This window comes from Mycobacterium sp. SMC-8, assembly GCF_025263565.1.
Lineage (GTDB): Bacteria > Actinomycetota > Actinomycetes > Mycobacteriales > Mycobacteriaceae > Mycobacterium.
This window is the reverse complement of sequence record NZ_CP079865.1, coordinates 4875282-4892831: the sequence shown is the minus strand read 5'-3', so window position 1 is coordinate 4892831 and position 17550 is coordinate 4875282. Positions and strand designations below refer to the sequence as shown.

Genomic DNA, 17550 nt, shown 5'->3' with positions numbered 1-17550 from the left:
TTCTGACGTGGGCGGCCTGGGGTTCCGGCGTTGCGTCTCGCCGGTGCTCCTGGGTCCTTTGCTCGTCGGAATGGTTTCTGTGTTTTAGGTGGGTTGCAGTGCGGTCCAGCCGAATTCGATGAGGTCGCTCCACGGCCAGCCTCTTGGCAGCCGTAGGTAGCGGCGACGCCCTGAGGTGATGATGCGTCCGGCGACGGCAAGCAGGCGCAGGCGTAGTCGTTTGGGTTCCCAGCCTCTGGCCGGGTGGCCGGTGAAGGCCAGGACTTGGGTCCAGACCAGCAGGTCAGCGGCCAGCAGGGTGATCTCCAGCCAGATCTGATTCTGGGCGAACCCGTGAAACGGCAGGTTGGTCAGTCCGGTGTCTTTGAGGTTGCGGATGCGGTCTTCCGCGCGGGCGCGTTGACGGTGCCGGACTTCGAGATCGCAGATCGACCAACCGCGGGTGTTGGTCGCAAAGCACGTGATCCGCCACCCGTTGTCATCGGTCAGGCGCAACTGCGCGCCGGGATGGGGACGTTCTCGGCGGGCGATGACCCGCATCCCTGCCGGCCAGCCTTTCAGCGTGTCGGGCAGGTAGCGGGTCAACTCAGCGACCTGGGCGCCCTCGCGTGGTGTGCCGTCGCCGTCGAGGGCAGCCCGCCACGCCCGCCGCGGGACCCGGCGCAGCGCTTCGACGATCGGGGGCATGCCGTAGAACCCGACTGAGTACTGCAGTCCCAGGTCGGTGATGTGGTGCAGGAAGTCCTTGACCCCGCCACCGGTGTCGGTGCGCACCAGCACCCGGGCCCGTTCGGGTTCGGGCAGTTGGGCCAACGCGGCATCCAGGACACTGATGTGGTCAGCAGCGCTGTTGGAGCCGGCTGAGCCGGGTCGCAGCAACCCGACCAGGGCTTCACCGGATCCGTGGCTGCCGTGGTCGACGAAGGCGAGCATGGGATGAAACCCGTATCCGTACTTGAAGGTTGGGGTGGCGCCCTGTTTGTCGCTGTGGGCGGTCACCAGGGTGGCGTCCAGATCGACGATGACCTGGCTGCCTGAGGTACCGGCCAGCGGTTGCTGGCGCCGCCATATGTGCGCGCGGGCTGCTGCCCGGGCCGCGCGGATCGCCGCAACGGCGGCATCGACGTCGCCGGCCAGCGTGGCGATCAGACGTGACACGGTGGCATCGGAGGCCACCGCCCCGAACAGCTCGGGCTGAGCACGCACCACCGCGATATCGGCGGCACAGTCACCGCCGAGTGCCACCGCGATCGCGACATCGGTGAGCACCTTGGCCGGGTCGTGCAGGGTTCGTGGTGCCCGCCACCGCTTCAAGACCTCTGACATGGCCTTTTCCAGTCCCGAGACGTGCAGCGTCCGAGCCAACAGCAGCCCGCCGGCCGACGAGACCAACGACTCGCGACCTGAATCCACCAGCAGAGAACGAACCGCGCTACGCTTCACCTACGGAGTGCCTTCCCGCTTTGTGAACATGGACCCTAGACAAGTCACATTTTCTCAAACAGGACAGGCACTTCCGTGCATTACAGGTCGTGTCAACAGCCTATTTCACGAAACGTCGAGGCTAGCCTCTGTGCGGTGATCGTGCTGCTGCCGCCTTCGGAGACCAAGCGTTCCGGCGGGGACGGACCGCCGCTGTCGCTGGAGTCGATGAGCTCACCAGAGCTGCGTGGCCTGCGCGCCGAGCTCGTCGACGAACTGGTCGACCTGGCCGCCGATCGGCCCGCCAGCCGCAAGGCCCTCGGGATCTCGCCGTCCCAGGACGGCGAGATCGACCGCAACGCCGCGCTGCGAACCGCGCCGACGCTGCCGGCCATCCGGCGATACACCGGCGTGCTCTACGACGCACTGGATGTCGAATCGCTGAAGGGGGCGGCCGCAGCCCGCGCCGAGGCGAGGCTGGCCGTCGGTTCTGCGTTGTTCGGGCTGCTGCGGGCCAGAGACCATATCCCGGCCTACCGGCTGTCGGCCGGTTCGAAGCTACCGGGGCGCCCGACGCTGGCGGCCCGCTGGAAACCGGTGCTCGAACCCGTGCTCGCCGAGATCGCCGCAGGCGAGTTGGTCGTCGACCTGCGGTCGGGGTCCTACGCCGCGCTGGGCAGGCTGCCCCACGCCGTGTCGGTGGACGTGGTGGCCGAGCACAACGACGGCCGGCGCACGACCGTCAGCCACTTCAACAAGGCACACAAGGGACGGCTGGCCCGCGTATTGGCGAGCACCCGTTCCGAGCCTGCCGATGCCGCGGCCGTCGCCGCGGTGGCCCGACGGGCCGACATGCGCGTCGAGCGTCACGGCGACCATCTGACGGTCGTGGTGCCCGCCTGACGAGAGTCGTTGCGGCAGAGGTTAGATCGAGATCACGAAGTCGGTGGTATAGAACTCCGCGGGGGTCTGCGACATCGGGCTCGGCCGGCTCACCGAAGCCCACACCCCGGTGGCGCCGGACGCGATCGGCCCGCGCACGCTGACCGCTCCCCCTCCCGCGGCGTCGGTGAACAGCGTCGCCGCGATCACCCCCGGGTCACCGGCACCGCAGCCTGCCGCGGAGGCTCGCGGCATTTGCACCACTCGGACCTCGTACTGCGCGTTCGGCGCACCGGTCGCCATCTGCAGGTCGGCCACCACAGTGCCGCCCTCGGTCCGGAACTGGCCGACGAGCCGGCCGTAGGAGGTGGGCCCGGTGTAGGCGAACTTGCTGAAGTCGCACCGTCGCCACGTCTGGCTGAACGGCGCCGTGATCGTGCCCGCCGACATGTCCGGCCGGGCCCCGGCGGTTCCGGACCCGCCCGGAATCACACCCAACCCGGAGGCGGCGACGACGGCGGCGACGGTGAGGGAGATTCTGTCCAGACGGCGCATCCGTGGATTCTCTCACCCCGCCCGCGGGAGCGGACCACCTCGGCGCAACCGTTGACGTCGGAATGCCGACACGGGAGACTTCGCCACGATGTCGACACTGTGGCTCTATGCGCGGATCCAGGGAATGACGCTGGTCTTCGGGATCGTCGGGCCCATCTTTCTCGTCGTCTATTTCGCTTTCCAACCGGATCCCACCGTGCGCTGGATGTACTGGTGGGGTTTGCTCATCACCGCCGCCGACGTGCTGATCGCGCTCGCCATTACCGACTCGATGGTCAGTCGTCCTCGCGACCTCGCTGCGAATTCCGCCGCGCCGTCGTCGTCCCGGTGATACTGACGCGATGGGATACCCCGGATACCCGGTGCCCGCCGCTGCGCGGAGATCGGGCGCCGACATCGCCATCTCGATCGTGCTGCTGGTTCTCACGGTGCTCTTCGGCGCCGTCGCCGCGTTCTTCGGCCTGTTCTCACTGGCCTTCCTCGACCACTGCCCACCGCCGGCCTGCAGCATCGACGGTGCGGTCAACGCCGTCTTCACCTCACTGCTGGCCGCCGCCGCCGTTGGTGTGACCGGACTCGTGGCGACCGTGGTGGCGCTGGTGCGCCGCAAGACCGCCTGGCCGTTCGCCGTCGGGACGTTCGTGCTGTGCGTGCTGGCGGTCGGCCTGGGCGTCGTCGGCTACTCCTCGGCAGTGGGCTGACCCGTGACACAGAGGACACGGACGCTGCGAGACATCCGGGAACTACGAAGGCGCCGAGGACAGACCCACCACAGTCGGGTCATACCTGTTCGCCAGAGCCGACCAGGCGGCTGACTGAGGCGTGCGACACTTTCGCGCATGGCTGTCGACATCGCTCGCCCCAAACTCGAAGGCAAGGTCCTCGTCGGTTCGGATCGCCAGCTCGGATTCGCCGAGTTCGGCGACCCGCAGGGCCGGGCGATCTTCTGGCTGCACGGCACTCCCGGCGCCCGCCGGCAAATCCCGGTCGAGGCGCGGGTGTTCGCCGAACGCCACGGCATCCGGTTGATCGGCGTCGACCGCCCCGGCATCGGGTCGTCCACCCCGTACGAATATCACCGGGTCATCGACTTCGCCGACGACCTGCGTACCGTCGCAGACACGCTGGGCATCGACAAAATGGAGATCATCGGACTGTCCGGCGGCGGCCCCTATACGCTGGGCTGCGCCGCCGCGATGCCGGACCGGGTGGTCGCGGTCGGTGTGCTCGGCGGGGTGGCCCCGACGCAGGGTTCCGACGCCATCGGCGGCGGCATCATGGGCAATGTCGGTCTGCCGGTGGCGCCGGTGCTCGAACACCTCGGCGCCCCGCTCAGCATCGTCGCCACGGGGCTGATCCGGTTGATCAAACCGGTCGCCGAACCGGCGCTGTACCTGTACGCCAGCATCTCGCCCGAAGGCGACCGCCGGCTGCTGGTTCGCCCCGAGTTCAAGGCAATGTTCCTTGACGATCTGCTCAACGGAAGCCGACGCCAGCTGGCCGCGCCATTCGCCGACGTCGTGGTGTTCGCGCGCGACTGGGGCTTCCGGCTCGACGAGGTCAAGGTGCCGGTGCGCTGGTGGCATGGCGACTGCGACCACATCGTGCCGTTCGCCCACGGCAAGCACGTCGTGTCACTGCTGCCCGACGCCGAGTTCTACCCGTTGCCCGGCGAGAGTCATCTCGGCGGGCTGGGCGAGGCCGAGACGATCATGCGGGCGATGAGCGACCTCTGGGACAGCGCCGATAAGGCGTAGCTTCGGTGCCGGCCGCGGCTCAGCGCTTGAGCCAGCCCCGCACGGTCGGCAGATCCTTGCTGTAGGTCTGCATGAAGTCGTCGTGGTAGAGCGTGCCGCCGCTGATCGTGGCGTCGCCCTGCCAGACCACGTGGATCCGCACCACGCCCTTGTCGAAGTAGTCGCTGCGATCGGCTACGCGGTGATTCCAGCCGGCCTGCTCGGCGAGCGCCGAGACCTCCTGCCGCTCGTCGGTGTCAACCATCGGTGAGTTCTCCAACTGTCTCGGGCGGGTCGTCCATGCTGTCGACCACCCTAGCGTTCGCCGGTGAGTGCCCTTCGGAGCAGATGCATCGCCACGGTTGTGGAGCGCTCCCGGACATCGGAGCGGTTTCCGGGCAGCCGGGTGGTCCTGGTCAACGTCGCGCCGTCGGCCAGCGCCACCGAGAAGCACACGGTGCCGACGGGTTTGGTCTCGCTGCCGCCACCCGGTCCGGCGATACCGGTGATCGCCACGGCGGTGTCGGCCCCGAACCGGCGCAGTGCACCGGCGGCCATCGCCTCGGCGACCGGTTCGGACACCGCGCCGTGCTGCTCGATCAGCGTCGCGGCGACCCCGAGCAGTTCGGTCTTGGCCGCGTTCGAGTACGCCACCACCCCGCCTGCGACGTACGCCGAGGAGCCGGCACGTTCGGTCAGTCGGGCTGCCAGCAGGCCGGCCGTGCAGGATTCGGCGGTGGCGATGCTGCGCCCGGCGAGCAGCGCGGCAACCTGGTCGTCGACGAAAGCGCCGTCGGTGGAGAAGATCTCACGGGCGTGCCGGTCGCGCAGCACCGCGACCAGGTCGGCATAGGCCGTCGCGTCCCGGGGTTCGTAGCGGGTCACGATCTCCAGCTCGCCGCGCCGCAGGCAGGTCGTGATCTCCAGCCGGTCGAATCCGGCGACCGTCTTCTCGGCGTCGCGCAGCGTGTCGGCCAGCCCGGACTCGGGCAGGCCGAACATCCGGATCGTCTGCTGCCGATACCGGGTGCGGCCGGCGATCGCGGCCTGCACGGCCTCGGTGGCCACGGCCGCCTGCCACATCGGCTGCAGTTCGCGGGGCGGGCCGGGCAGGACCACGATCGTCGGCGTGCCGGGTACGACGACCCCCGGCGCGGTGCCCACCGGGTCCAGGATCACGGCGCCGGCCGGGACGAGGGCCTGCTTGCGGTTGGCCTCCAGCACCGCCTCGGCGTCGACGCCGGGAAAGCGTGCCATCATGCCCGTCACGATGTCGCCGATCGTGGCTTCCAGCCCGGCGTCGAGCACGAGCTCGCGACCGCAGAACCGGGACACGACCTCGACCGTCATGTCGTCGGCGGTCGGCCCGAGGCCTCCGCTCGTGATGATGAGGTCCACCCCTTGGGAGGCAAGGAAATTCAGCTGGGCTTCGATGTCGGGGGGACGGTCGCCGCACAGCGTGATGTGGCCCAGCTCGACACCGAGTTCGAGCAGCCGGTCGGCCAGCCAGGGACCGTTGCGGTCCTGTACTCGTCCGGTGAGGACCTCGGTCCCCGTCACCACAATGCCGGCGCGTGCGCTCACGAGAGACGACCTTACGCAGGCCCGGGTGTGGGCCTGCGGCGTGCTACTTGTGCGGGACGTCGTTGGTCAGGCCGCCGTCCATGACGTACTCGGCGCCGGTCGAGTACCGCGACTCGTCGCTGGCCAGGAACACCACGAACGTCGCGACCTCTTCGGGCTGGCCGGGCCTGCCCAGCGGGATGCGCAGCATGTTGTCCGGGAAATGCTTGGTCATCGGGGTGCGGATGAACCCGGGATGCACCGAGTTGACGCGGATGTTGTGCGCGCCGAGCTCCAGGGCCGCAGACTTCGTCAGACCGCGCACCGCCCACTTCGACGCGACGTAGGGATGCACCATCACCGCCCCGCGCAGGCCCTCGATCGAGGAGATGTTGATGATCGACCCGCCGCCGGCGGCCTTCATCGCCTCCACCGACGCCTGCATCCCCAGGAACGTCCCGGTCAGGTTCACGTCGATGACCTTCTGCCACTTGGCCATGTCGAACTGGCCGATCTGCCCCAGTGCGACCGTGCCGGCGTTGTTGACGAGCACGTTGAGCTTGCCGAAGTCGTTGACGGCGGTGGCGACCGCTGCCTCCCACTGGTCGGCCTGGGTCACATCGAGATGGACGTAGCGAATCGAATCCGGTGTCTCGGCGTTGATCTCGTCGGCCAGCGCCTGCCCCTTCTCGTCGAGGATGTCCCCGATCACCACCTTGGCACCCTCGGCGATCAGCGCCCGTGCGTCGGCGGCGCCCATTCCCTGAGCGCCGCCACTGATCAGTGCCACTTTTCCGTCCACGCGTCCCATGGGGCGTCAGGGTACCGCACGCCGCGGAGATGAATTAGAACCTGTTCCAATTTTCCATCGGAGCCCGCATACTGCTGCGCATGGCAATTCGTGTGGGGCTCATCGGAACCGGCAACTGCGGCAGCCTGGCCCTGCGTCAGCTCATCGAGGATGCGCGGTTCGAGCTGACCGGGGTCTGGGTGTCCTCGGAGGCCAAGGTGGGCAAGGACGCCGGCGAGCTGGCCCGGCTGGACGTCACCACCGGTGTGTCCGCGGTCAGCGACCTCGACGAGATCATCGCGGCCGCACCGGACTGCGTCGTGTACTGCGCGATGGCCGACATCCGCACCCGCGAGGCCCTCGCCGACGTCCGCCGCCTCCTCGAGGCGGGCATCAACGTCGTAGGCTCCGCTCCCGGCGTACTGGAGTACCCGTGGGGCGTGATTCCCGACCACTCCATCGAACGGGTGGAAGCCTCTGCGCGCCAAGGCAACGCGAGCGTTTTCGTCACCGGCGTCGACCCCGGCTTCGTCACCGACCTGCTGCCGCTGGCGCTGGCAGGCACCTGCCAGAGAATCGAACAGATCCGGACGATGGAGATCGCGGACTACGCCACCTATGACGGTGCGACGGTGATGTTCGACGTGATGGGCTTCGGGAACGAGATCGGCGATCTGCCGTTTCTGTACCAGCCCGGCATGCTGAGCCTGGCATGGGGCGTGGGGATCCGTCAGCTCGCCGCCGGACTGGGTATCGAGGTCGACGAGATCACCGACTCGGTCGAGCAGGAACCGGCGCCGGAGGACTTCGACGTCGCGGTCGGCACCATCAAGAAGGGCACCGTGGCCGCCGTGCGGTTCCTGATCGAAGGCAAGGTCGAGGGGCGATCGGCGGTGGTCGTCGAACACATCACCCGGCTGCGCGGGGATCTGCGTCCCGACTGGGCGCAACCCGCCCAGGACGGAGGCTCGTACCGGGTCGAGATCACCGGCGAACCGTCCTATGTGATGGACATCTGCCCGACGAGCCGCAACGGCGACCACAACTACGCAGCGATCCTCGCGGCGGCCGGCCGGATCGTCAACGCGATCCCGGACGTCGTCGCCGCCGAGCCGGGAATCCACAGCACGCTGGACCTTCCGCTGGTCACCGGCAAGGGCACCTACCGGGCGTCCTGATCAGCTCCGGCTGACGTCGCGCCACTCGAGCCGGACGGTGGTGCCGCCGGCCGACGGCTCGATCGTTGCGCAGTCGGACAGCGTCTCCATCAGCGGGATGCCCCGGCCGCGGGTGCGGGGTGCGGGCTCGGTCTGGCGCTTCCGCCAGATGCCGCGGTCTTCGATGCACACCATCAGCGTCTGTGCCTGCGGATCGTGGCTTGCGCGGATGTCGATGGTGCCGGGCTGCTCGGCCTGGACGTAGGCGAACTCCGCGGCGTTGGCCAGCGCTTCGTTGATCGCGAGCACCACGTCGCTGGTGCGGACGTCATCGAGCGCGAAGAACTGGCGCAACCATTCGGAGAACTCCTGGCGCACCCGCGCAACCGCGCCAGCATCAGCATCGAGGCCGAACCGCTCGAAACGTTCGGCATTGGCTACCTGCGCCGGAGGCATGGAATCGATCATGGCAGTCGGTGGCTACCCCACAAAGCTTCTTCTTAAGCGGGCTTCCTACGTGTCGCGCGCGGCGAGGGCTTCGTCGAGGTTCGGGTAGAGCGCGACGATGTCGGCGATGCCGACCAACTTGAGCGGCCGGCTCGTCGCCGGACCGTCCGCGACCACGCTGATCGTCACATCGGAGCCGGCCTTGTCGTGTGCGGCCACGAGCACGCCCATGCCGGCGGAGGCCAGGAACTCGACCTCGGTGAAATCGATCACCACCGCGGCGGGCTGCTGCTTGAGCGCGGAGTCGATCGCCGTCTCCAACTGGGGCGATGTGAGCATGTCGACGACCCCGGACACACCGACGACGGCCGTGCGATCGACCCAGTGTTCAGTGACGACACAGTTCGACGCTCCTGCGGCGCCCGTGCCTTCGGCTGCTTGTTCGTCCAAGGTTCACCTTCCATGTCAGGCCGCTCTTCGCATACTGCGAGGGCACATCAGTGCTTCTCACGCAGGCTGCATCCTGAACCCGGCAAGACCAAACTACCGTGGTCGGCTGCTGCAGCGACCAGGCCACAGATTAAACCAGGAGTGAGGGCGCCGCCCGTAGCATGGCTTGTCAGCACCCGTGCGACCCCGTGATATGAGGAGCGGAATGTGACCGCCGACGCCGCGACTCCGGTGGACCCGGTCGCCGACATCGCCGCTTCCGCGCCCGGGCCGCAGGTCGGGGCGTTCTTCGATCTCGACGGCACGCTCGTCGACGGGTTCACCGCCACGGCGCACGCCGGCGACCGGATCCGGCGCCGTCAGGCCCGCATCGGCGAGGTCACCGGGGTCATCGAGGCCGCAATGCGCTACAAGATCGGGCGGGTCAACTTCGGGAAACTGCTGGAGCGCGCCGCCGGGTACCTGCGGGGTGAATCGCTGGCCGACCTCGACGTCGTGGGTGAGCGGCTGTTCACCGAGCGGGTCAGGTCCCGGGTCTTCCCGGTGATGCACGAGATCGTGCTGGCCCATCAGCGCCGCGGCCACACGGTGGTGCTCAGCTCGTCGGCGTTGACCATCCACGCCGAACCGGTCGCCCGCTATCTGGAGATCGATCACGTGCTGTGCAACCACTTCGAACTCGACGAGCACGCCCGGGTCACCGGCCGCATCGCCCGGCCGGTGATTTGGGGCAGACAGAAGGCAGCCGCGGTGGTGCGGTTCTGCGCCAGCGGCGGGATCGACCTGGCGCGCAGTTACTTCTATGCCGATGGCAACGAGGACATTGCGCTGATGTCGCTGGTGGGCCATCCGCGGCCGGTGAATCCGCGCCGGGAACTCGCGGCGGTGGCCGTGGAGCGGGGTTGGCCGGTGCTTCGGGTCAGCACGCCGGGAAAGGGCAACACGGGCGGCCTACTCGGTGTACTAAAGTAGAACACGTTTCAGTTTTGACCCTTTGTGTCCCCATGGCCATACCAGGAGCCAACTATGCATACTCCCCTGTGCGATCAGCTCGGCATCGAGTTCCCGATTTTCGCGTTCACCCACTGCCGTGACGTGGTCGTCGCGGTCAGCAAGGCGGGGGGCTTCGGCGTGCTGGGCGCGGTGGGCTTCACCCCCGAGCAGCTGGAGATCGAGCTCAACTGGATCGACGAGAACATCGGCGACCACCCCTACGGCGTCGACATCGTGATCCCGAACAAGTACGAGGGCATGGATTCCAACGTGTCCGCCGAGGAACTGAAGTCGACGCTGAACGCGCTCGTCCCGCAGGAGCACCTCGACTTCGCCAAGAAGATCCTGGCCGACCACGGGGTGCCCACCGACGACAGCGACGACAACGCCCTGCAGCTGCTCGGTTGGACCGAGGCCACGGCCACCCCTCAGGTCGAGGTCGCGCTGCGGCACCCGAAGATGACACTGATCGCCAACGCGCTCGGCACGCCGCCCAAGGACATGATCGAGCACATCCACGCCGAGGGCCGCAAGGTCGCCGCGCTGTGCGGCTCGCCGTCGCAGGCCCGCAAGCATGCCGACGCCGGGGTGGACATCATCATCGCCCAGGGCGGTGAGGCCGGCGGGCACAGCGGTGAGGTCGGCTCGATCGTGCTGTGGCCGCAGGTCGTGAAGGAGGTGGCGCCGGTTCCGGTGCTCGCCGCCGGCGGTATCGGCAGTGGGCAGCAGATCGCCGCGGCGCTGGCGCTCGGCGCGCAGGGCGCATGGACCGGTTCGCAGTGGGTGATGGTCGAGGAGTCGGAGAACACTGCAGTCCAGCACGCCGCCTACGCGAAGGCGACCAGCCGCGACACCGTCCGCAGCCGGTCGTTCACCGGCAAACCGGCACGGATGCTGCGCAACGACTGGACCGAGGCGTGGGACGATCCGAACAACCCGAAGCCGCTCGGAATGCCGTTGCAGTACATGGTTTCCGGGATGGCCGTGGCCGCGACGCACAAGTACCCGAACGAGACCGTCGACGTCGCGTTCAACCCGATCGGCCAGGTCGTCGGTCAGTTCACCAAGGTCGAGAAGACCGCGACGGTGATCGAGCGCTGGGTGCAGGAGTATTTGGAGGCCACCAACACGCTCAATGAGCTCAACGAGGCCGCCAGCGTTTAGCAGATCGCCGGCGCGAGGTGTTGGCCGGTGAGAGTGCACGCCGAATCGGCCAATTCGCGTGGGGTGCCCGCGAAGACGATGCGGCATTCAGTCCGCGTGGGCCATGGCCGGCCGAGCGTGAGATAGCCCAGCCCGACATCGGACATCCGGTCCAGGATCGGCCGTTGAGCGATTTGGTGCCGTCGTAGGGGGCGTTCAGGTCGATGGCGTTGATCGCCCCCCGGGCCGAGCCGGTGACGGCGACCCGGGAATCTACGGACTGGCTATACGGTCGTCCCGGGATTATGTAGAGTTGCATACATAGCCGGGTGAAAGGGGCCGCGTCGTGACGACTCCCCGCGAGCGGATGATCATCTCCGCTGCTTTGTTGATCCGGGAGCGCGGCGCGCACCCGACCGCCATCGCCGACGTGCTCGAGCACAGCGGCGCGCCGCGCGGTTCGGCCTACCACTACTTTCCCGGCGGCCGCACCCAGTTGCTCTGCGAGGCGGTCGACTACGCGGCCGACTTCATGGCGGACCGACTGGCGCAGGCGTCTTCGGGCCGTGAAGCGCTGGACAGGCTTTTCGACGATTACCGGAAACTACTGCGCGATAGCGACTTCCGGGCAGGTTGTCCTGTCGTCGCTGTCGCCGTGGAGGCCGGTGATCCGGGCAAGCCCGACCAGTCGGCGCCGGTGATCGAGCGTGCCGCGGCGGCTTTCGACCGCTGGCGCGAGGTGATCAGGCAGCGTCTGATCGCCGACGGTGTGGACAAGGAGAATGCCGCCGCACTGGCCATGCTCGTGCTCGCCTCATTCGAGGGCGCCCTCGTCGTCGCGCGCGCCTCACGTGATGTGCAACCGCTGACTCTGGTCCAGGAACAACTGCGCCAGGTGATCGGTGCGCAGCCGGGTGGGCGGAAGTGACGAGCGGCCGGGACGGTGAATGGCATCCCAGCGCGTGCATCCTGTGCGAGTGCAACTGCGGCATCGTGGTTCAGGTCGAGGACCGGTCGCTGGTCCGCATCCGCGGCGACAAGAGCCATCCGGCCTCGCGCGGCTACACCTGCAACAAGGCGCTACGGCTGGATCACTACCAGAACAGCCGCAACCGGCTCACGTCGCCGATGCGGCGCAGGCCGGACGGCACGTATGAGGAGATCGACTGGGACACCGCGATTTCCGAGGTCGCCGCGGGCTTCCGCGCGATCGCCGACACGCACGGCGGCGACAAGATCCTCTACTACGGGGGCGGCGGGCAGGGTAACCACCTGGGCGGCGCCTACAGCGGCGCGTTCCTCAAGGCACTGGGCTCGCACTACCGCTCCAACGCGCTGGCCCAGGAGAAGACCGGGGAGCACTGGGTCGACGCACAGTTCTACGGCGGGCACACCCGCGGCGAATTCGAGCACGCCGAGGTCGCGGTGTTCGTCGGCAAGAACCCGTGGATGTCCCAGAGCTTTCCGCGGGCCCGCGTGGTGCTCCACGAGATCGCCAAGGACCCGGCTCGGTCGATGATCGTGATCGATCCGGTGGTCACCGAAACCGCGAAGATGGCCGATTACCACCTACGGGTCCGGCCCGGCACCGACGCGTGGTGTCTGGCCGCGCTGGCCGCGGTGCTGGTGCAGGAGAACCTGTGCGACGAAGCCTTCCTGGCCGCGCACGTCACCGGCGGCGACGCGGTGCGCGAGGTGCTCGCCGAGGTGCCGGTCTCCGACTACGCCCGGCGCTGCGGCGTCGACGAGGATCTGCTGCGCTCGGCCGCACGCCGGATAGCCGGAGCCGCCGGCGTCGCGGTGTTCGAAGACCTCGGAATCCAGCAGTCGCCGAACAGCACCCTGTGCTCGTACCTGAACAAGATGCTGTGGATCCTGACCGGCAATTTCGCCAAACGCGGTGCGCAGCACCTTCATTCGTCGTTCGCCCCATTGTTCCGACCCGGCGGGGTAGGCCGCACCCCGGTAACCGGCGCCCCGATCATCGGCGGGCTGATTCCCAGCAACGTCATTCCCGAGGAGATCGTCACCGACCACCCGGACCGGTTCCGCGCGATGATCGTCGAGAGCAGTAACCCGGCGCATTCGGTCGCCGACTCGGCCGCCGTCGCAACGGCTCTGGGGCGGCTGGAACTGATCGTGGTCATCGACGTGGCGATGACCGAGACCGCACGGCTGGCACACTACGTGCTTCCCGCGGCGACTCAGTTCGAGAAGCCGGAGGCGACGTTCTTCAACCTCGAGTTCCCGCACAACACCTTCCATCTGCGGCACCGGCTGATGGAGCCGATGTCCGGCACCCTGCCCGAACCCGAGATCTGGGCCCGGCTGACGCGGGCCCTGGGCGTCGTCGACGATGCCGAATTGGTGCCGCTGCGCCGCGCCGCCGAACAGGGACGCCCGGCGTTCACCGAGGCGTTCCTGGCCGCGGTCGGGGCCAACCCGGGGCTGGGCAAGGTGCTGCCGTTCGTGTTGTACGAGACGCTCGGGCCGACTCTGCCCGACGGACTGGCCGGCGCCGCCGCGTTGTGGGGTCTGGCCCAGAAGGCCGCGATGACCTATCCCGACGCGGTGCGGCGGGCCGGCCACGCGGACGGCAACGCGCTGTTCGACGCGATTCTCGAAGGCCGGTCGGGGGTGACGTTCACCGTCCACGACTACGAGGACGACTTCGCGTTGATCACCCACCCCGACCGCAAGATCGCGATCGAGATCCCGGAACTGCTCGCCGACGTCCGGGCGCTGGCCGCGGCGCCGGCCGAGCTGACCTCACCCGACTACCCCATCGTGTTGTCGGCCGGGGAACGGCGGGCGTACACGGCCAACGACATCATGCGCGACCCGGCGTGGCGCCAGCGCGATGCCGACGGCGCTTTGCGGATCAGCGTCGCCGACGCGTCGGCACTGGGGTTGCGAGACGGCGACCGCGTGCGGATCACCACCGCCGCGGGCAGCGCAGAGGGCACCGTCGAGATCAGCGACGCGATGCTGGCCGGTCATGCGTCCTTACCCAATGGCTACGGCGTCGACTTCGCCGACGGGGACGGTGGCGTGGTGACCCCGGGTGTCGCGCCGAACGCGCTGACCTCCACCGGTTGGCGTGACACGTACGCCGGGACGCCGTGGCACAAGCATGTGCCGGCGCGGCTGGAGAAAGTGCTGTCGGGCTAAGGGGCGACCGGTGCGGGCGCTGCCGGTACCGCGGCGGGTGCGGGGGCCGCGGCGGGAGGCGCCGCCGGCTGCGGGCCCGCGGGCATGCCCATCGGCGCCGACGAGCTCAACGGACGCTGCGTCAGCAGCAGCAGCGCGTTGCTCCCGCTGACTTCCTGGGTCTGCATCGCATGCCAGAGGTCGCGCAGGTAACCCAGCCGCGACTGCTGCGTCGGAGTGGTCGACGTACCCGGCGGCAGGTTCTCCGGACTGGCCAGGTGGGGCACGCCCTCAGCGGCGGGGGCGGCGGCGAGCGGAACCACCGCGGCTTCGGCCGGCGGGGGTGACGGCATCGGGGCAGGCGCGGGTGCGGGCGCCGGCGCGGGAACCGGCGGTGGTGCTGCCGGGTCGGCGGCAGCCGACGGTGCGGCTGCGAGCAGTGTCGCAACCGCTGCCGCCCCGATGATGGACGCGGTCTTTGCGTGGAAACCGAACCTCACGATGCACCCTCCCGGTTTCTTCATGGTCACAGGATCCATCCGCCTTCGCAGCGGATTCGTTACAGGAGGGACGGATTTTCTTCGCTCATCTGCGCTCGCCGTAACCGACCGGTGGTGTAGCAATGAGGTACGGCCAATTGACGTTTAGGAGCCAATGTATGGCGACTCCCACGCTCCCGCCCGGATTCGACTTCACCGACCCCGACCTGAACCGCGAGCGTCTGCCTGTGGAGGAACTCGCCGAACTGCGCCGCTGCGCCCCGATCTGGTGGAACGCGCAGACCTTCGGCGGCGCGGGTCCCTTCGGCGACGGCGGCTACTGGGTGGTGACCAAACACAAAGACGTCAAGGAGATCTCCAAGCGCAGCGACGTGTTCTCCAGCCAGGAGAAGACCGCACTGCCGCGCTACCCGGAGGGTTCTACCGGCGAGCAGGTGGAGACCGGAAGTCTGGTGCTGCTCAACATGGATGCGCCACGGCACACCCACCTCCGCAAGATCATCTCGCGCGGATTCACGCCCCGTGCGGTCGAACGTCTGCGCGAGGACCTCGACCAGCGCGCGCAGCGCATCGCCAAGGGCGCGGCGGCCGCCGGAGTCGGCGACTTCGTCGAACAGGTGTCCTGCGAGCTGCCCTTGCAGGCCATCGCCGGTCTGCTTGGCGTGCCTCTGGAAGACCGCAAGAAGCTCTTCGACTGGTCCAATCAGATGGTCAGCGACGACGACCCTGAGTTCGCCCATCACGACAACCGCAATGCCGCAACCGAATTGATCATGTATGCGATGCAGCTGGCCGCGGCCCGGGCCGAGCATCCCGGCGAGGACATCGTCACCACGCTGATCGAGGCTGACGTCGACGGACACAAGCTGACCGACGACGAGTTCGGCTTCTTCATGGTGCTGCTGGCTGTCGCAGGCAACGAGACCACGCGCAACTCGATTACCCACGGCATGATCGCGTTCACCGAGCACCCCGACCAGTGGGAGTTGTTCAAACGCGAGCGCCCCGCCACCGCCGTCGACGAGATTGTGCGCTGGGCCACCCCGGTCACCTCGTTCCAGCGCACCGCGCTGCAGGACTACGAACTGTCCGGCGTGCAGATCAAGAAGGGGCAGCGCGTGGTCATGTCGTACCGGTCGGCGAACTTCGACGAGGAGGTCTTCGACGACCCGTTCAGGTTCGACATCCTGCGCGATCCGAACCCGCACGTCGGCTTCGGCGGCACCGGTGCGCACTACTGCATCGGCGCCAACCTGGCGCGGATGACCATCGAGCTGATGTTCAACGCGATCGCCGACCACCTGCCCGATCTCACCTCGGCCGGCCCTCCCGACCGGCTGCGGTCCGGTTGGCTCAACGGGATCAAGCACTGGCAGGTCGACTACTCGGGCGGCTGCCCGGTGGCGCACTAGACCGTGGCCAGCGTCCGGCTGCCGACGGTGACGCACAACTGAGCCAGTTGTTGTCGGTCGGGACCCTCGGCCACCGGGGGTCGCCAGCCGGAGGCGTAGACGGCGCGGGCCCCCTCCCGCACCGCGTCCAGACTCGACGGCAGCGCAGTCATCTGCTCGTACCCGCGGACGGCCGGCCGCAGCGCCGGGTCGGCCACGGCCGCAGCGACCACCAGGTCCGAGGGCAGCGGCCTGCCCAGATCCACATCGCCACCGGCCCACCGCCGCATCCGGTCATCGTCGCAGTGCACATGGTCGACGAACCACGGACGCACCTCGGCGGCGCACCACCGGGCGAACTGCACCGTGGCGGCCGGGACGTCGTCTGCAGCCAGCGCGCGCACCAGAGCCTGTGCCTGGCGGAACGCCAGCGTGACGCCTCTGCCGGCCAACGGCGTCGTGGTACAGACGGAGTCTCCGACGGCGATCAGCCCGGGAACCGCGGGACGGCCGTCCACGCCGAGTGGGGAACGGAAGGTGTTGTGCACGCGGCCGCCGACGAGCACCGGGGTCAGCGGCTGCGCGCGGCGCGGATCGACCCAGTCGGCGAGCATCGGGATCGCCTCGGCCGCGGCGTCATAGACCCGACGGTGCCGCAGAAGTCGCAGCCGGTCATCGGTGCCGGCGTGGGTGATCGTGACCGAGAAGATCCCGGCCTCGTGGAGGAACACCACCGCGAAATATCCGGCCAGTTGCAGCGACAGACCGACCGGCGAGTTCACCGGGCCCGGCGCGGCGCCGTCAGCCAGCCGGTACTGCCTGCTGACGTACGTCGCGCCACACGGTCGCACCTCCCCGGCGCCGAACAGCGCGCGCATCACCCGGCTCGACCGCCCGGACGCGTCGATGACCAGGTCGGCCGTCAGGCGCCGGCCCCCCGCATCGACAGCGGCCACTCGTCCGGAGTCGCGCAACACCCCGTCGACGTGACAACCGGGCAGCAGCGTCAGCCCGGGTTCGGCCAGCGCGACGTCGCGCAGTGCCCGTTCGAACGTCACCCGCCGGATGCGCAGGGCAGCCGGGGCGCCGCCCGGGTCGGTCTCGACCGAGGCCCCGACGCGCAGCATTGCCTGCAGGGCATCGGGGATCTCCGCCTGCAGCGCGTCGACCACCGGCCCGCGGAACGTGTGGGGGTGGTCGAACTGCATGACCCCCCTGCGCGGCCAGCCGCCGTCCCGGCCGGGACCGGCGTCGCGCTCGACGACGGTGACGTGCCCGCCTCGACGGGCCAGCGCGACTGCGGTGAACAGGCCGGCCGGTCCCGCGCCGACGACGACTATGCGCATCGTGCCTCATTTCAGGTAGCATCGT

General features: G+C 68.6%; 19 protein-coding genes. 10 read left to right on the top strand and 9 right to left on the bottom strand.

The window, feature by feature from the left end:
• Window positions 1-84: 84 nt before the first annotated feature.
• Window positions 85-1443, bottom strand: coding sequence for an IS1380 family transposase (locus tag KXD97_RS23580; protein ID WP_313901315.1), 1359 nt, complete (start codon window positions 1441-1443; stop codon window positions 85-87).
• Window positions 1444-1578: 135 nt separating this feature from the next.
• Between KXD97_RS23580 and yaaA the strand changes: the two genes are divergently transcribed.
• Window positions 1579-2325, top strand: a complete 747-nt coding sequence (yaaA, locus tag KXD97_RS23575) for a peroxide stress protein YaaA (RefSeq protein WP_260752843.1) — start codon at window positions 1579-1581, stop codon at window positions 2323-2325.
• A gap of 21 nt (window positions 2326-2346) precedes the next feature.
• On the opposite strand, the gene KXD97_RS23570 is transcribed toward yaaA, so the two are convergent.
• Complete coding sequence (locus tag KXD97_RS23570) at window positions 2347-2859, bottom strand: hypothetical protein (protein ID WP_260752842.1); 513 nt, start codon at window positions 2857-2859, stop codon at window positions 2347-2349.
• A gap of 88 nt (window positions 2860-2947) precedes the next feature.
• On the opposite strand from KXD97_RS23570, the gene KXD97_RS23565 reads away from it, so the two are divergent.
• The 3 genes from KXD97_RS23565 (at window position 2948) to KXD97_RS23555 (ending at window position 4616) form a co-directional block, all read left to right on the top strand.
• Window positions 2948-3190: a hypothetical protein gene (locus KXD97_RS23565; RefSeq protein ID WP_260752841.1), complete on the top strand. Its 243-nt coding sequence runs from the start codon at window positions 2948-2950 to the stop codon at window positions 3188-3190.
• 10 nt (window positions 3191-3200) lie between these two features.
• Window positions 3201-3560: a hypothetical protein gene (locus tag KXD97_RS23560; protein ID WP_260752840.1), complete on the top strand. Its 360-nt coding sequence runs from the start codon at window positions 3201-3203 to the stop codon at window positions 3558-3560.
• 138 nt (window positions 3561-3698) lie between these two features.
• A complete protein-coding gene (locus KXD97_RS23555) occupies window positions 3699-4616 on the top strand; it encodes an alpha/beta fold hydrolase (protein WP_260752839.1) in 918 nt (305 codons plus the stop codon).
• Between the two features lie 19 nt (window positions 4617-4635).
• Here the strand turns inward: KXD97_RS23555 and KXD97_RS23550 are convergent, their stop codons facing one another.
• Genes KXD97_RS23550 through KXD97_RS23540 form a run of 3 tightly spaced genes read right to left on the bottom strand, consistent with a single transcriptional unit; the run spans window position 4636 to window position 6969 of the window.
• On the bottom strand, window positions 4636-4860 hold the full coding sequence (locus KXD97_RS23550) for a hypothetical protein (RefSeq protein ID WP_260752836.1): 225 nt from the start codon (window positions 4858-4860) through the stop codon (window positions 4636-4638).
• 50 nt (window positions 4861-4910) lie between these two features.
• Complete coding sequence (locus KXD97_RS23545) at window positions 4911-6179, bottom strand: competence/damage-inducible protein A (RefSeq protein WP_260752835.1); 1269 nt, start codon at window positions 6177-6179, stop codon at window positions 4911-4913.
• Window positions 6180-6222: 43 nt separating this feature from the next.
• The gene (locus KXD97_RS23540; protein ID WP_260752833.1) at window positions 6223-6969 is read right to left on the bottom strand and encodes a glucose 1-dehydrogenase; all 747 of its coding nucleotides are present in this window, start codon (window positions 6967-6969) and stop codon (window positions 6223-6225) included.
• 80 nt (window positions 6970-7049) lie between these two features.
• Between KXD97_RS23540 and KXD97_RS23535 the strand changes: the two genes are divergently transcribed.
• Window positions 7050-8126 carry a Gfo/Idh/MocA family oxidoreductase gene (locus KXD97_RS23535; protein WP_260752832.1) on the top strand — a complete coding sequence of 359 codons (1077 nt, stop codon included), beginning with the start codon at window positions 7050-7052 and terminating at the stop codon, window positions 8124-8126.
• On the opposite strand, the gene KXD97_RS23530 is transcribed toward KXD97_RS23535, so the two are convergent.
• Together KXD97_RS23530 and KXD97_RS23525 are read right to left on the bottom strand one after the other, a co-directional pair.
• On the bottom strand, window positions 8127-8573 hold the full coding sequence (locus KXD97_RS23530; protein ID WP_260752830.1) for an ATP-binding protein: 447 nt from the start codon (window positions 8571-8573) through the stop codon (window positions 8127-8129). It abuts the gene before it with no gap.
• A 45-nt stretch (window positions 8574-8618) separates the two neighbouring features.
• Window positions 8619-9002: an STAS domain-containing protein gene (locus KXD97_RS23525; protein ID WP_260752829.1), complete on the bottom strand. Its 384-nt coding sequence runs from the start codon at window positions 9000-9002 to the stop codon at window positions 8619-8621.
• Between the two features lie 207 nt (window positions 9003-9209).
• On the opposite strand from KXD97_RS23525, the gene KXD97_RS23520 reads away from it, so the two are divergent.
• From KXD97_RS23520 to KXD97_RS23505, 4 genes are all read left to right on the top strand, one after another.
• Window positions 9210-9974, top strand: coding sequence for an HAD family phosphatase (locus KXD97_RS23520; RefSeq protein ID WP_260752827.1), 765 nt, complete (start codon window positions 9210-9212; stop codon window positions 9972-9974).
• Between the two features lie 54 nt (window positions 9975-10028).
• Complete coding sequence (locus tag KXD97_RS23515) at window positions 10029-11159, top strand: nitronate monooxygenase (RefSeq protein WP_260752826.1); 1131 nt, start codon at window positions 10029-10031, stop codon at window positions 11157-11159.
• 325 nt (window positions 11160-11484) lie between these two features.
• Window positions 11485-12066, top strand: a complete 582-nt coding sequence (locus tag KXD97_RS23510) for a TetR/AcrR family transcriptional regulator (RefSeq protein WP_260752823.1) — start codon at window positions 11485-11487, stop codon at window positions 12064-12066.
• Window positions 12063-14309: a molybdopterin-dependent oxidoreductase gene (locus KXD97_RS23505; protein ID WP_260752822.1), complete on the top strand. Its 2247-nt coding sequence runs from the start codon at window positions 12063-12065 to the stop codon at window positions 14307-14309. Before KXD97_RS23510 ends, KXD97_RS23505 begins: the two co-directional genes overlap by 4 nt.
• On the opposite strand, the gene KXD97_RS23500 is transcribed toward KXD97_RS23505, so the two are convergent.
• A complete protein-coding gene (locus tag KXD97_RS23500) occupies window positions 14306-14788 on the bottom strand; it encodes a hypothetical protein (RefSeq protein ID WP_260758129.1) in 483 nt (160 codons plus the stop codon). The two genes, KXD97_RS23505 and KXD97_RS23500, sit on opposite strands and share 4 nt — an antisense overlap.
• A 158-nt stretch (window positions 14789-14946) precedes the next feature.
• Between KXD97_RS23500 and KXD97_RS23495 the strand changes: the two genes are divergently transcribed.
• Entirely contained in the window at window positions 14947-16200 is a 1254-nt protein-coding gene (locus tag KXD97_RS23495; RefSeq protein WP_260752821.1) for a cytochrome P450, read from the top strand.
• On the opposite strand, the gene KXD97_RS23490 is transcribed toward KXD97_RS23495, so the two are convergent.
• Entirely contained in the window at window positions 16197-17525 is a 1329-nt protein-coding gene (locus KXD97_RS23490; RefSeq protein ID WP_260752819.1) for an NAD(P)/FAD-dependent oxidoreductase, read from the bottom strand. The genes KXD97_RS23495 and KXD97_RS23490 overlap by 4 nt on opposite strands.
• Between the last annotated feature and the right edge of the window lie 25 nt (window positions 17526-17550).